This is a genomic window from Phyllobacterium sp. 21LDTY02-6, assembly GCF_023554255.2.
GTDB lineage: Bacteria > Pseudomonadota > Alphaproteobacteria > Rhizobiales > Rhizobiaceae > Phyllobacterium.
The window spans coordinates 361,758-375,417 of the sequence record NZ_JAMJWD020000003.1 but is presented as its reverse complement, the minus strand read 5'-3'; the positions used below and the strand labels follow the sequence as shown (position 1 = coordinate 375,417).

Genomic DNA, 13,660 nt, shown 5'->3' with positions numbered 1-13,660 from the left:
AACTCTCTGCGGAAGCCTCGGCCTCAGGCCTGCTCACGGACCTTGCCGATCAAGGGCAGTTCGGCAAGCGCTTCGCGCAGCGCAATCGCGTCCCACGGCATATGCTCGGTAATGCCGAGGCCAACCACAGCGACCTCCTTGGCGACGTCGGCCAGCAAGCGGACGATCTGCGGAAGGGTCATGCGGCCAGCCTGAATATCGTCATCCGTCGGCGCCGGTCGGCCGGGCTTCGCGAATGTCAGCGACCGGAACAAATTGGCGTCGAGGACATCGAGATCGAAATGCACCGCGACATGTTTCGCGCCGGTCGCGCGCAACCAGGCGAGCACCGGCTGGCTGTCGCCCGCCAGTTCTTCCGGCCCAACTCTCCGAATATCCATGCGCTCGGCGAGAGCGTTCTCGAATTCCTGCAATTCCGAAAACTTGTCCGGAAGCGGGCGCCAGCCCGCAATCAACGCGTTGCCGGGCTTGATCGGTAGCTTGACCGCGGAAAGAAATTCCGGGTCGCCCTGCCCCATCAGGCTGCCGAGCACATGGGCGTGGGAATTGGCAAAGACCTTGTCCGAGAACAGGTCGCTATGTGCGTCGATCCAGAGCACGGCGAGCTCACCGTCATACCGCTCGTTCAGATAGGCGAAGGGCGCCAGATCGACGCCGCAGTCGCCACCGAGCACGACGATCCGGTCCGGCCGGTGGTGATCGATGCGGCGGCGGGCGTCTCGGAACTGGCTCACCACCACGTCACGCGCCAGGATTCCGTCAATGACCTGCAAGGGCTCGCCGTCGGGCTCGGCCACGGTGACTTCCTCGACGGGTCCATCCGCCTCGGGCGCAAGCCAGGCCAGCATTCTCCCGCCGAACATGTAGGACGGATCGCCTCCGCCCTGCCATTGCGGAAAAAGCAGGCGAAGGGTTTTCTGGTGTTGCATTGGCTGTCACTCCGAGACGATTTTCGATTTGCAACAGGTGGTGATCGTCATCGCCGCGCGCCATGGCTTGGCGGCGACAAAGTTGCGTCCCGAAATCAGGCAACGCCCGTCATCGGCGTCTGGTACACGACGATCGGCGCATGGTATGGCACGCGCCCGTAGAGATCGACGATGTCATGATTGATCAGACGCACGCAGCCGGACGACACCGCCTTGCCGATCGACTGCCATTCGGGACTGCCGTGGAGCCGGTAGAGAGTGTCCTGCCTGTTCTGGAAGATGTAGAGGGCGCGCGCGCCGAGCGGATTGGACAGGCCCGGGTCCATGCCGCCATTGGCAACCGAATAACGTTCCAGTTCGGGCTGCCGGGCGATCATCTCGCCGGGCGGCTTCCACCGCGGCCAGGGCTGGCGCCAGTGGATATAGCCCTGGCCTTCCCAGGCGAACCCATCCCGTCCGATTCCGACGCCATAACGCATTGCGCTGCCGCCTTGTTCGACCAGATAGAGGAAGCGCCTCGGCGTATCGACGACGACCGTTCCCGGCGCCTCCCCGGTGGGGTCAATTACCCGCTGGCGCAGGAATTCCGGGTTCATCTTCTTGTACGGAACTGCCGGCACCAGATGGCCGCCATCCTCGAAGGCAGCATAGCGTGCCTCGAGTTCCGTAGTCTCCGGCGCAGCCGGCGTGGCAGCGGGTGACGGCGCGGCGCCGCTGTCGCCGGTCGTCATACATCCGCTCAAAAGCACGGGCGCGGTCAATGAGCCGGCGAGGAAACACCGGCGGGAAATCAAGCTCGGAGGATTCTGCATCTGGGTAGGTTCGCGATCCATATGTTTGACGCCGGCATGCCGGCTCTGCTCCAACATAAGCCTGTGAACCCGCCAGTCTTCCATAGGTGGATCGGTGATGCCCTGGATAACCGAAGGTTATGACCCCTAGTCGAAGACGCCGGGATCGCGCGAAATTCCCTTGATGGCCCGCAGTCTCGGAATGACGAAATCCGTAAATGCCCGCACCACCGGCCGCATGAATTTCGTCGACGGATAGGCAAGATATGCCTCGGTGGGCTTCAGCGCGTATTCCGGCAGGACGCGGACGAGATCACCCTGGTCAATCAATTCGGAAACGAGGTTTCTCTGAACCAGACCGACGCCCCGGCCGCGCAGGAGAGCGCTGATCATGACCTGTGCATTATTGGTCTTCAGAACCGGCCTGATAGCAACTTCTTCCATCGTCCTGTCCGCATGCACCAGCGTTACCGTATTTCGGGGCGACAAGGTCTTGGAGGTCGCAACGACATCCAGCTCGGAAAGTTGTTGCGGATCGTGGATGTCGCCAATTTTATCGAGATAGATCGGCGAGGCGACGAGAAAGCGCTGCACCCAGCCGACCTTGCGGGCGACGACCTCCTGGTCCTCGATCCTGCCGTAGCGGAGGGTGAGATCGAAATTGTCGTAGACCAGGTCGACAGTGCGGTCGTCCAGTGCGAGCTCGATCATGACAGCCGGGTGCTCGTCCTGGAAATCTGCCACCATCCCTTGCAGGTGCCTGGCGCCGATACAGGACGGCGCGTGAATGCGCAAATCACCCTCGATCTCTCCGGCATTGAGACGGACACCTTCAAGGGCGGCATCGATCGAGGCGATCGCGACACGGCTAGCCTCGTATAATTCGAGACCATGCACGGTTGGGCGCACGCTTTTGGACGATCGTTCCAGGAGCCGCGTGCGCAGATGCCGTTCGAGGTTCAAAAGGTGCTTGGTGACCGCGGGCTGCGAGACGCCGAGGTCGCGCGCGGCGCCGGTTATCGAGCCCTTCTCGACGGTGCGGATGAAGGCTTTCAGGGCGATGTTGATATCCATCGATAGCTCTCGGTTATGGTTTGGCCAGATCATAACTCACGGCAATTGTGGCGCGATGATGGACGGCCTTCCATGGTTCAGTCGCGCGGTGGTGCACGGTCGCTTTCGCCCGGCACCAGTTCGACCGCGAAACCGAACTCGCCGTGTGAAGCTGCCCGCCAGCCTTACGCCTTGTTTTCCGGCATCAGCGTTTCTTCCGGCAGGTCGTTCATGGCATCGGCAAATTTCCGCATAAGCCGTACCAGTTCCTCGACATCGTGCGCATCCCAGCTCTGGAAGGTCGAGCGGACGATCCTTTCCCGCGCCGTGTCGATCTTGTCGGTCATCGCCTTGCCCTTCGGCGTCACGATGGCTTCCGTCACGCGGCGGTCGGCTTCGCTCTGCCGGCGCGCGGCGAGCCCCAGGCTTTCCAGTTTTGCCACCTGGCGGCTGACCGTCGTGTAGTCGCGGCCGGACCGGTCGGCGAGTTCCACAATGCCTATGGGCCCGAGCCGCTCGATCCCGACCAGCAGCGGAAACAGCGCGCGGTCAAGCGCGATTCCGGCCTCCCGCACCATCTGCTCGTCGCGCTGCGGCCGGTTCATGACGCTGACGATATCGATCAGCGCACTGTGAAGCTGGCGGATCTGGTTGCTGCTAATATGTGTATTTTTCACATTTCTCATTGACTGCCCTGCCACTTTGCTATTATGTGCATCTTACACACAAGGAGATACAAATGACAAATGGTTTTGCGGCAGATGTGCTCATCTGCGGTGCGGGAGCGGCTGGCCTGACGCTGGGAATCGAACTTGCGCGACGCGGCGTGTCTTTTCGCCTGGTCGAGAAGAATGGCGAAGCTTTCGCCGGTTCGCGCGGCAAGGGCATCCAGCCCCGGACGCAGGAGATTTTCGAAGATCTCGGCATTCTCGACAGGATCGTTGCCGCCGGCGGTCTTTATCCTGCAGTGCGCGAGTATCGCGACGATGGCAGCTTTGCCGAGAAGCAAACCGGCGAGCACGCCGATCCCACACCGGCTGAGCCCTACCAAGCCGCGCTGATGATCCCGCAATTCCTCACGGAACGGATCATGCGCGCGCGGCTGGCCGAGCTCGGCCAAAGGGTGGAGTTTGGCCGTGAGCTGGTCGGCTTCGAGCAGGACGAGGACAGCGTCGCCGTACGCCTTTCGGGTCCGGATGGCGAGCAGACCTTGCGCGTCCGTTACCTTGTCGGGGCGGATGGGGGGCGCAGCTTCGTCCGCAATGCGCTCGGCATCGACTTTCCCGGCAAGACGCTGGGCGTGCGGGCAATCGTGGCGGATGTAACCCTGACCGGGCTCGATCGCGACGCCTGGCACCGTTTCAATGGCGGCGATAGCGACCGGATGGTCGCGATCTGCCCGCTTGCCGGCACCGACCTGTTCCAGATACAGGCACCCATTCCGCCCGAAGGCGAGGCCGATCTGTCGGCCGAGGGCCTCGAGCGGATGGTCGCCGAGCGGACGGGTCGCAGCGATGTGCGGGTCGGGTCGGTTTCCTGGGCGTCCGCCTATGCGATGAATGCCCGGCTTGCAGACCGCTACCGCGTCGGCCGCGTCTTCCTCGTCGGCGATGCAGCCCATATCCACCCGCCGACCGGCGGCCAGGGCCTGAACACCAGCGTGCAGGATGCCTATAATCTCGGCTGGAAACTCGCCGCCGCGCTCGGTGGTGCCGACGGGCGCCTGCTCGACACCTATGAGGCGGAGCGGCGGCCGATCGCGCAATCCGTGCTCGAACTTTCCACCCGGCTGCTCGGCACGGACAAGCAGGGCCAGATGCGCCGTGACCGCGAAGTGCGGCAGCTCGATATCGGCTATCCGGACTCGCTGCTGTCAAGACAGCTCGGCAAACGCAGCGGCATGTTGCAGCCCGGAGACCGGGCGCCCGACGCCCCGGTCGAGGGTGCCGCCGGCCAGGCAACGCGGCTGTTCCAGCTGTTCCAGGGGCCCCATTGGACGCTGCTCGTCGATGAAGCGGCCCGCGGGACGATCACGCCGCGTCCCGGCCTCCATGTGCATCACATCGGTCCGAAGGGCGATATCGTCGATAGCTGGGGCCATGTCGGCGACGCCTATGCACTCGAGCCGGGCGAATGTGCCCTGATCCGCCCGGATGGCTATGTCGGCGCGATCCTGATCCTTGGCGAAGACCGGACCGCGAATCTCGAAACCTATTTCGACCGCGTGGCCCTGTTTCAGCTCGAAAATGCTTCAAAATGAGCGCCGGCGCCAGTCTGAACGGCGTATCGGATCGGCTGGATTGGCAATTGATGCTGCCGCTGTTCGCCATTGTCGCGCTTTATGCGGCTGGCGTCGGGGCGGTGCTGCCTGTGCTGCCGTTCTATCTGCGTGCCATGGGTGCGAGCCCTCTGATCTTCGGCCTCGTCCTTGCCACGGAGGCGATCAGCCAATCCGCAGCCTCGCCCTTGCTCGGCCAGTTGTCCGACCGTTTCGGACGCAAAAGGGTGCTTCTGGCGAGCCAGTTCGTGGCGGTGGCGAGCCTGTTGCTGCTCGCCGTGGCGCAGAGCATCTTCATCGTCATGCTCGCCCGCTTTCTCTTCGGTCTCACCGCCGGCAACTTCTCGGCCGCAATCGCCTATGCAGCGGACAAGAGCACGGTGGCGACACGGCGTCAGGCGATCGGGATCGTCAATGCCGGCCTCGGTCTCGGAGCAATCGTCGGCGCCGGTCTTTCGAGCATCCTGTCGGAAATTTCACTGACCACGCCGATCTATCTGGCGCTGGCCCTGTCGATTTCCGGCATCATCGTCACCACCTTCTGGCTCAAAGGCGACACGGTAGTGCGGCCATCCGCCGGCGAGCCCGATCCTGCCAAGGTGTCGCTATGGGCGATAACCGCCTCTCCGGTAGTCCGCATTCTCCTCATCGTCATGCTGTGCCATTTCCTCGCCTTCGGCATGTATACGTCGCAGCTGCCGCTGTTCCTTGCCGACAAATTCGTCTGGAACGGCCATGCGCTGGGAGCGCGCGAGTTCAGCTACGTCATAGCAGCGGACGGCGCGATCAACGTCGTGGTCCAGCTTTTCCTGATACGATGGTTCGGCCGCGTCTTCTCGGAACACCAGCTGATCATCCTGATCTTTGCCCTCATCTGCACGGGCGTCATCAGCGCCGGGGTAGCCAATTCCGTCCCCGTGCTCGCCTTTGCCGTCCTCTGCATCAGCACGGGCGACGCTCTTGCAAAGCCAACCTATCTGGCGGCGCTCTCCCTCCACATTCCACCCGGCAGGCACGGGGCCGCCATGGGAGCCGGCCAGGCACTGGCCGCGGTAATGGATATTGCTTCGCCGGTTTTCGCCGGGTTCATCCTGGGATGGGGACTATATGGGGTTTGGATCGGTACGGTCGTGGCAATCGCCATCATCGGAGCCATTGTCGCGGCGACGCTCCTTCCCCGCCACGCCAGCCAGGCAAGTCAGCCTGGCTGAACCAGGCCGCTTGTCGAAGGCTCTCAGGCCGCCGCCTTCTGCCCTTCATACCGTTTGCCGGTTTCCGGATCGAACAGATGCAGGTCGCGCGGATCGACTTCGATGCCGATGGTTTCACCTTCCTTGACCGCCGTCGAGGCGGGAAGGGCAATGCTGATCTCGTGGCCGTCATTGCGCAGGGTCACGAGCCTCGTCTCACCGTGGAACTCGTTGCGCTCTACCCGGCCCCGATAGCCGCCGGCTTCGGTCAAGCGGAATGATCCCGGGCGGATGCCAACGGTTACGGCACCCGGCCTGACCGCAAAGGGCGCCTTGAACAGGACCGAAGAATCGCCAATTCCCTGCTCCGACGCCTGCAATTGCAGGAAGTTCATGGGCGGCGTACCGATGAAGCTGGCGGCGAACAGGGTGGCCGGAGCTTCGTAGATTTCTTCCGGCGTTCCCATCTGCTCGATGCGGCCATCCTTCATCAGGACGATCCGGTCGGCAAGTGTCATCGCTTCCAGCTGATCATGGGTGACATAGATGCTCGTCGTCTGCAATTCGCGATGCAGGCGGGCGATCTCGACCCGCAGGCTGCCGCGAAGCTTGGCGTCGAGATTGGACAGCGGCTCGTCGAACAGGAACACCTCCGGCGTCTTGATCATCGCACGCGCGATAGCCACACGCTGCTGCTGGCCACCCGAAAGCTCCGTCGGCTTGCGCGTCAGGTAGACGCCGAGGCCGAGCGCCTCGACCACCGGCGCGAGCCGCGCCTCGATGGCACTTTTGGCAATGCCGGCGCGCTCCAGGCCGAATACGATGTTCTCCCGCACGGTCATATGCGGATAAAGCGCGTAGTTCTGGAACACCATGGCTATGCCGCGATCACCGGGATCGCGGTCGTTCATGCGCTGGCCGCCGATCAGGAGATCGCCGCCGGTTATCTCCTCGAGCCCGGCAATCATGCGTAGCATCGTTGATTTTCCGCAACCTGAGGGGCCGAGGAAGACCACGAATTCATGATCGTCGATATCGAGGTTGAAGTCGCGCATCACCTCCACCGATCCGTAGACCTTGCGGATGCCTCGGCATTCGACTGTCGCCATCAGTGCACCTCCTCGTCCAGGATGATCTGCAGTTTCACATCCTCCGGACGTCCCTCGGCAGCGCGCTCGAAGGCCGCGATGGATTGTTCGAAGGCGAAGGTGCCGGAGATCAGCGGCTTCAGGTCGACCTTGCCCGCCGCGATAAGAGCGAGGGCGCGATCGAACACGTTGGCATAGCGGAACACGGTCTCGATGCGGCATTCGCGCGAGCAGGCAGCGGCAATGTCCATCGGCACCGGTTCAGGCGGCAGACCGACCAGGACCACCGTCCCGCCCGGCCGCACGACCTTGAAGAGATCGGCGACCGCAGCCGGCGCACCCGAGCATTCGAAGACGATATCCGCACCCCAGCCGCCAGTGGCGTCATTGACTGCATCGACAAGGCTTTGCTCTCGCAGATTGATGCCGGTTACGCCGTCATATGTCTCGGCCAGTTTCAGTTTTGGTGCGGAAACATCCGAGATCAGCACCCGCGAGCAGCCACCGGCCAGGGCAGCCAACGCCACCATGATGCCGATCGTTCCGCAGCCAGTCACCACGGCCGTGTCGCCAGGCGTGATCCGCGCGCGGGCAGCGGCCTGCATGCCAACGGCGAAGGGCTCGACCATCGCGCCTTCCGCGAAGGAGACGTTGTCCGGCAGTTTATAGGTGAAGCTGGCAGGATGGATCGTTTCCGGGCACAGCACGCCGTGCACGGGCGGCGTTGCCCAGAAAGTGACGGCCGGATCGACATTATAGAGGCCAAGGCGCGAGGCGCGCGACAATGGGTCGGGAATTCCCGGCTCCATGCAGACGCGGTCGCCCGGCTTGAGATCGGTGACGTTGGCGCCGACCTCGGTCACGGTGCCGGCAGCCTCGTGCCCCAGAACCATGGGTGCGTTGACCACGAAATCGCCGATGCGGCCATGGGTGTAATAATGTACGTCGCTGCCGCAGACGCCGACCGTATGGAGACGGATGCGGACGTCGTCCGCGCCCATATTCCGGGCCAGATCGATATCGCGCAATTTGAGTTCACCGACGCGCTCCAGGACAAGTGCTTTCATGGGATTCAACCTTGATTATTTTTCTTCGAGAATGCTGCATTGAGCCCGCCCGCCAGAACTCCAAGCAGAATGAGAGGTGGCAGCGACAGGAGAACGACGGCGGCGTTGAGAATGCCCCAGGGAACGTTCATTCCGAGCTGGGACATTTCGGATGCAATGATCGGCAGGGTCTTGGCCTTGGACGTGGTAAGCATCATGGCGAGAAGGAACTCGTTCCAGACCAGCACGAACGAAAAGGCGATGGCGCCGAAGACCTGGAAGCGCGCAATCGGCAGCGCGATGCGGAAGAACGTGCCGTATGGCCCCAATCCATCGACCCTCGCCGCCTCTTCGACCTGCAGGCTCACCCGCTCGAAGGCCGGCACCGAGAGCCAGATGGTGATCGAGGCGGTGACGATCAGATAGGTGATGATCAGCGAGACGCGCGTATCATAGAGGTCGAGGCCGAGCCAGATGACCAGCATCGGGATGGCGATCGCCACAGGCGGCAGAAAGCGCAGGGACAGCACGAAGAACTGCGCCTCGGCCGTCAGGCGGTTCTTGAACCTGGCGATGACATAGGCTGCCGGCACGCCAAGCACGGCGCCGAGCACCACGGCACTCGTGCAGATGACCAGCGAATTGGTGAGCGCCCGCGCGACCGAGCGTCGATTGAGCACATAGCTCATATTGTCCAGGACCGGCTGGAAGAACAGCTTCGGCGTGCTGACCAACAGGTCGGCATTGGTCTTGAAGGCGTTGAGCAGGGTCCACAGCAGCGGCAGGACGACGAAGGCGGCGGCCAGCACCAGCAGCAGCCTGAGCAGAAGCGTCGAGACTTTCATCGGTTCAGCCTCTTCCAGGTGACGGTGAATGTCACGACCGTCAACACCATCATGATGACCGCCATCGACGAGGCGTACGAGATCTTGCCGGATTCGATGAAGCCTTGCGAATAGGCGTACATGTCGAGCGTTTCCGTGGAGATACCGGGGCCGCCGCGGGTCATGACATAGACCAGGTCGAAGGAGCGCAGGCTTTCGATCGCCTTGACCAGAAGCAGGCTGATGAGCGGAGCCTTCAGCATAGGCAGCGTGACGAAGCGATGCACTTCCCAGCGTGCCGCGCGGTCGATCCGGGCGGCTTCCAAAGGTTGCGGCGGCAGCGATTCCAGCAGTTTGAGAATGATGACGGCGAAGAACAGGCCCCATTGCCAGACATCGACGAACGCCACCGCCAGCAGCGCGCCCCATGGCGTCGACAATATGTCAGGCGTGCTGCCGGTGAGTTCGCGTACCGGCCAGGTCAGCGCGCCATAGAGGGGATGAAACGAGAATTTCCAGACGAAGGCCGCGCAGACGCGCGGCAGCAGCACCGGGATTATGAAGAGCACGCAGAGAACGTTGCGCATTCTCGGCCCGGCCGCCTCGAACATGGCGATGGCGAGCACGATGCCTGTCACCATGGTGGCGGTGACGCTGAGGATCTCCCACTTGAACGATACCCAGAGCGCATTGAGGAAGCGCGCATCGGAAAACAGCACGACGTAATTGGCGAACCATACATAGTCGGCCTGCGGCTGCGCCAGCGTGCGGTTCTGCAGTGAGATATTGAAGGCATAGATCGTCGGCACGAGCGCCAGCACGATCAGGATGCCCAGGGTCGGACCGAGAAAAACATAGGGCAGCGAACGTCCGCGGCGCATGGTGGATCCTCAACTCAAGATATTTGGCGCGCCAATGGCGGCGCGCCATGTGTCACGGCTCGATTATGTCAGAGCTTGGCGGCAAAAGCCTCAAGTTCATTGAGCGTCGCCTTGATGTCCTTGCGGCTGCCGGTGATCAGCTCTTCCAGCATGATGCCCCATTGATTGCCCAGTTCCTGCCAGCGCGGGTCCTGCCAGAATGTCACCTGGGTCCGGCTGCCGGTCTGCGCCATGGCATCGGCGAGGTTCTGGCCGAATGTCGCGGCATATTCCTTGCTCTGATAGGTGCTGGTCCGGGTCAACTCGCCGGGCTGGCCGGCCGCCAGACGACGCGCTTCCTGTTCCTTGGAAGTCGCCCAGGCGATGAAGAGGCCGGCGCAGGCCTTCTCCTCGTCAGTCGGGTTGGCCTTTGCGGCGATGGCGAAGCCATGGGCATAGCCGGCGCCCGGCAGCGGCGTCGGCGGCACTGCGAAGGCGACCTTGTCCGCCACCTGGCTCTGCGCCTTGTCGACCGACATGCCGCCGAGCGGTGCGGATTCGATGATGATCGCGACCTTTCCGGCACGGAATGCACCGGTGGACTCGTCCCAGGAGCCGGTCTGCGTTCCGGGCGCGGAATATTTGAACAGGTCGAGATAGGCCTCGGTAGCCTTGACCGCCGCATCCGAATTGAACGCGGGTTTGCCGTCCTTGAACCACTCGCCGCCATTGGCCTTGAACAACGGCATCCAGCGCCAGACATTTGCGCCCGAACCGCGCTGTCCGCGCAGGGCCGTGCCGTAGATCCCGTTGTCGGGATCATGGAGTTTTTTCACTGCGGCGAGGTATTCGTCCCAGGTCTTCGGCGGCGCAATTCCAGCCTTCTCCAGAAGGTCGGTGCGATAGACCATCAGGTCGCCGCCACCTTGGATCGGGGCGAACCACTGCTTGCCCTCGTAGGTCGCAGCCGCCCGCATGCCGGCATCGAAATCGGCATAATCATATTCGACCGGATAAAAGCCGTCGAGCGGTACGATCCAGCCCGAGGACGCGAACAGCGCAAGGTTTGCCTCGTCGATATAGTAGACGTCGAAGCTGCCGACGGTGGACGCATCGGCCTGCGACTTCGCGCGGCGGTCGTTCTCGTTGAGATAGCTGATCTCGAAGCCGGCACCGGACAGTTCCTCGAATTCGTCGACATGCTGTTCGAGAAGTGTCAGCCCGTCACGCGGCTGGGCAAGGACGCGCAGATCGTCGCTGCATTGGGCCGCCGCAAAGGCGTTCGACGTCGCAAGTAATGCAATTGCCGCGCAACCGGCGCGAAGCTTGTTGAATGTCATCATATCCTCCCTCGGACGGTCTCCTGCCGTCAACAGGAGCAATTCTGCCCGGATACGCCCTTGAAACTAGCTTGCCCTTGAACCAGAAATGATACTATTTTGACATACATGACCATGATGGCAGCTTAGCAGATGTCAATTGCATCAGATTTTCCTCTGTCGGTAGCAGACACGTTCACCGCCACCCGGGAACAGATCGTCCTGCCCGGCGGCATGTCCTACCTCATCCGCCGCGACGACTATCCGAACCCGATCTGTATCTGGAACTATCATCCGGAGTGGGAAATCCACTTCATCCCCGACGCGCAGGGCTTCGCCTATGTCGGCGACTATATCGGTCCGTTCAAGCCAGGCCACCTGATGCTGACGGGCACCAATCTGCCGCATAACTGGATCACGCCGGGCGCGCCGCATCTGCCGGGGCGCGATCTGGTGCTGCAATTCGATGCCGAGGCGCTGATGGGCGTACGCGCGGTCTGTCCGGAATTCGACGTACTCCACCGCCTGAAGCCGCTTGCCGATCGCGGCATCGAGATCATGGGCCCGGCGGCATTCGATATCGGCAGCAAGATACTCGATCTTCACGCGCGAGAGGCCGGTGGCGGGCTCGGCCTGTTCATCGAAATCCTCAATGACATCGAGGCTGCTCCGCAAAAGCGGCTTCTGGCCAGTGAACATTTCATCTCGGTCTACAACCAGTTGGCCGACAGGCGCCACCGCAGGATCGACCACGCGATCCAGATCATGCAGTCTAGCCCCGGCGCGCAGATGCACGAAGTGGCGAAGCTGGTGGGCCTCGCGCCCTCGGCGTTCTCCCGTGCATTCCGCCGGCTCACGGGCATGAACTTTTCGGCTTACAGCCGCTCGGTGCGGGTCTGGCGCGCCCGCACATTGCTGGCGGAAACAGAAATGTCGATCACCGACATCTGTTTCGAGGCGGGCTTCAACAATCTCTCCAACTTCAACCGCTATTTCAGGACGGAAACCGGTCTGACGCCACGATCCTATCGGAACGCCGCCCGAATCCGCGCCCAGTCGATGATTGCGCCCGGCAGCAGGGCCAAGGCCAGTCTGAAGTCCTGACGATCCGTGCATTTCCCGAATACTCGCCCCAGTTCGCAAACATGGAGGCCCGCCGCCATTGACTCGCCGCCACGATATTACTATTAGTAACTTACTGTTAGTAACAAACCACGGAACGAGGTATCGAAGATCATGGCAAAGAGCATCTCCCCTATTCTCCTGATTGGCGGCACCGGCATGGTCGGCAGCAAGGTGGTCGAGCATATCCGCCGGCTTCACCCCGACCTTCCGCTTGCGATCGCGGCGCGCGATGCGGTGCGTGGCCGAGAGGTTGCTGAGCGAGCCGGCAATGCCGAATTCCTCACCGTCGACCTGACGAGGCCCGACCTTGGCCTTCCAGCAAGGCCGTTCGGTGCGGTTGTTGCGCTCGTCAAGGAAAACACGCTGAACCCGCTTCGGCTCGCCGAGGCCGCATCGATCCCCTATCTCAGCATGGCCGATGGCGCCTTCGAGATCGCACCGGCGGTGGCACGGCACATCTTGCGGCCGCCAACGGTGCCGATGCTGCTGGCTGGCCAATGGGCGTCAGGCGTCACCAGCCTTGCGACGCTCCATTACGCCCGGAAGTTCGAGCAGGTGCACTCCATCGAGGTGACGGTCATCATGGACCCCGATGAACCGGCTGGTCCCATGGCTACCAGCGACGTCGAACAGATCATGCTCAATTCGCCGCGCCCGCTGATGCTTCGCGAGGGCCGGTGGCAATGGGTGGCCGAGCCCCGATCAACCCGCAAGGTCGTTACCGCGGCGGGCGAAACGGTCGAAGTCCAGGCGATGTCGGTGCTTGATACGGTGGATCTTGCCGCCATTACCGACGCGCAGTCCGTCCGGTTCGACTTCGGATCGGCCATGACGGCGGCGAGGAAAGCCGGAGGCCCGGCCGCGCACGAAATGATCATCGTGATCGAAGGCGTGCTGAAGGATGGCCGGACCGGGCAGATGCGGGTGGATATAGAGACATCGCAAGGCGCTTCGGGGCTGACCGCACTCGGCGTGACGCTCGGGCTGGAGCGCCTGCTTGGCCTGGCGGGCGCACCGCCACTGGCACCAGGCCTCTATGTTCCCGAAAGCGTCATCGACCCGGCCTATGCGGTCAAGCGCGTTCTGGAGCTTGGCGGCAAATTGTCGGAGGCGCCGCTCCAGGAAACACGTTCCGCCGCATAGATCGCCATGGACCA

General features: G+C 62.6%; 13 protein-coding genes. 4 read left to right on the top strand and 9 right to left on the bottom strand.

The features are described from left to right. Positions 1-23: 23 nt before the first annotated feature. From M8997_RS13175 to M8997_RS13160, 4 genes are all read right to left on the bottom strand, one after another. Positions 24-929: an arginase family protein gene (locus M8997_RS13175; RefSeq protein WP_250018955.1), complete on the bottom strand. Its 906-nt coding sequence runs from the start codon at positions 927-929 to the stop codon at positions 24-26. Positions 930-1,024: 95 nt separating this feature from the next. Then, the gene (locus M8997_RS13170) at positions 1,025-1,762 is read right to left on the bottom strand and encodes a L,D-transpeptidase (protein WP_252597202.1); all 738 of its coding nucleotides are present in this window, start codon (positions 1,760-1,762) and stop codon (positions 1,025-1,027) included. Positions 1,763-1,867: 105 nt separating this feature from the next. Further along, on the bottom strand, positions 1,868-2,794 hold the full coding sequence (locus M8997_RS13165) for a LysR family transcriptional regulator (RefSeq protein WP_250018956.1): 927 nt from the start codon (positions 2,792-2,794) through the stop codon (positions 1,868-1,870). A gap of 164 nt (positions 2,795-2,958) precedes the next feature. Further along, entirely contained in the window at positions 2,959-3,459 is a 501-nt protein-coding gene (locus M8997_RS13160; RefSeq protein ID WP_250018957.1) for a MarR family winged helix-turn-helix transcriptional regulator, read from the bottom strand. Between the two features lie 53 nt (positions 3,460-3,512). On the opposite strand from M8997_RS13160, the gene M8997_RS13155 reads away from it, so the two are divergent. Next, a complete protein-coding gene (locus M8997_RS13155) occupies positions 3,513-5,033 on the top strand; it encodes an FAD-dependent oxidoreductase (protein ID WP_250018958.1) in 1,521 nt (506 codons plus the stop codon). Further along, the gene (locus M8997_RS13150) at positions 5,030-6,262 is read left to right on the top strand and encodes an MFS transporter (RefSeq protein ID WP_250018959.1); all 1,233 of its coding nucleotides are present in this window, start codon (positions 5,030-5,032) and stop codon (positions 6,260-6,262) included. The genes M8997_RS13155 and M8997_RS13150 overlap by 4 nt, the downstream gene beginning before the upstream one ends. 23 nt (positions 6,263-6,285) lie before the next feature. Here M8997_RS13150 and M8997_RS13145 read toward each other — a convergent pair whose 3' ends face one another. From M8997_RS13145 to M8997_RS13125, 5 genes are all read right to left on the bottom strand, one after another. Next, entirely contained in the window at positions 6,286-7,350 is a 1,065-nt protein-coding gene (locus M8997_RS13145; protein WP_250018960.1) for an ABC transporter ATP-binding protein, read from the bottom strand. After that, positions 7,350-8,396 carry an NAD(P)-dependent alcohol dehydrogenase gene (locus M8997_RS13140; RefSeq protein WP_250018961.1) on the bottom strand — a complete coding sequence of 349 codons (1,047 nt, stop codon included), beginning with the start codon at positions 8,394-8,396 and terminating at the stop codon, positions 7,350-7,352. Before M8997_RS13140 ends, M8997_RS13145 begins: the two co-directional genes overlap by 1 nt. A gap of 5 nt (positions 8,397-8,401) precedes the next feature. Continuing rightward, positions 8,402-9,220, bottom strand: a complete 819-nt coding sequence (locus tag M8997_RS13135) for a carbohydrate ABC transporter permease (RefSeq protein WP_250018962.1) — start codon at positions 9,218-9,220, stop codon at positions 8,402-8,404. After that, the gene (locus M8997_RS13130) at positions 9,217-10,080 is read right to left on the bottom strand and encodes a carbohydrate ABC transporter permease (protein WP_250018963.1); all 864 of its coding nucleotides are present in this window, start codon (positions 10,078-10,080) and stop codon (positions 9,217-9,219) included. The genes M8997_RS13135 and M8997_RS13130 overlap by 4 nt, the downstream gene beginning before the upstream one ends. A 68-nt stretch (positions 10,081-10,148) precedes the next feature. After that, positions 10,149-11,399 (bottom strand): sugar ABC transporter substrate-binding protein, encoded by a 1,251-nt coding sequence (locus M8997_RS13125; protein WP_250018964.1) that lies wholly within the window; start codon positions 11,397-11,399, stop codon positions 10,149-10,151. A gap of 132 nt (positions 11,400-11,531) precedes the next feature. On the opposite strand from M8997_RS13125, the gene M8997_RS13120 reads away from it, so the two are divergent. Together M8997_RS13120 and M8997_RS13115 are read left to right on the top strand one after the other, a co-directional pair. Continuing rightward, positions 11,532-12,482, top strand: a complete 951-nt coding sequence (locus M8997_RS13120) for an AraC family transcriptional regulator (RefSeq protein WP_250018965.1) — start codon at positions 11,532-11,534, stop codon at positions 12,480-12,482. A gap of 132 nt (positions 12,483-12,614) precedes the next feature. Beyond that, a complete protein-coding gene (locus tag M8997_RS13115; RefSeq protein ID WP_250018966.1) occupies positions 12,615-13,646 on the top strand; it encodes an NAD(P)-dependent oxidoreductase in 1,032 nt (343 codons plus the stop codon). Positions 13,647-13,660 lie beyond the last annotated feature (14 nt).

Excerpts from the sequence above, each read along its gene's own strand:
- M8997_RS13130 (WP_250018963.1), bottom strand. The coding sequence starts at position 10,080 with ATGCGCCGCGGACGTTCGCTGCCCTATGTTTTTCTCGGTCCGACCCTG.
- M8997_RS13150 (WP_250018959.1), top strand. The coding sequence starts at position 5,030 with ATGAGCGCCGGCGCCAGTCTGAACGGCGTATCGGATCGGCTGGATTGG.
- M8997_RS13125 (WP_250018964.1), bottom strand. The coding sequence starts at position 11,399 with ATGACATTCAACAAGCTTCGCGCCGGTTGCGCGGCAATTGCATTACTT.
- M8997_RS13160 (WP_250018957.1), bottom strand. The coding sequence starts at position 3,459 with ATGAGAAATGTGAAAAATACACATATTAGCAGCAACCAGATCCGCCAG.
- M8997_RS13175 (WP_250018955.1), bottom strand. The coding sequence starts at position 929 with ATGCAACACCAGAAAACCCTTCGCCTGCTTTTTCCGCAATGGCAGGGC.
- M8997_RS13145 (WP_250018960.1), bottom strand. The coding sequence starts at position 7,350 with ATGGCGACAGTCGAATGCCGAGGCATCCGCAAGGTCTACGGATCGGTG.
- M8997_RS13165 (WP_250018956.1), bottom strand. The coding sequence starts at position 2,794 with ATGGATATCAACATCGCCCTGAAAGCCTTCATCCGCACCGTCGAGAAG.
- M8997_RS13170 (WP_252597202.1), bottom strand. The coding sequence starts at position 1,762 with ATGGATCGCGAACCTACCCAGATGCAGAATCCTCCGAGCTTGATTTCC.
- M8997_RS13135 (WP_250018962.1), bottom strand. The coding sequence starts at position 9,220 with ATGAAAGTCTCGACGCTTCTGCTCAGGCTGCTGCTGGTGCTGGCCGCC.
- M8997_RS13140 (WP_250018961.1), bottom strand. The coding sequence starts at position 8,396 with ATGAAAGCACTTGTCCTGGAGCGCGTCGGTGAACTCAAATTGCGCGAT.
- M8997_RS13115 (WP_250018966.1), top strand. The coding sequence starts at position 12,615 with ATGGCAAAGAGCATCTCCCCTATTCTCCTGATTGGCGGCACCGGCATG.
- M8997_RS13120 (WP_250018965.1), top strand. The coding sequence starts at position 11,532 with ATGTCAATTGCATCAGATTTTCCTCTGTCGGTAGCAGACACGTTCACC.
- M8997_RS13155 (WP_250018958.1), top strand. The coding sequence starts at position 3,513 with ATGACAAATGGTTTTGCGGCAGATGTGCTCATCTGCGGTGCGGGAGCG.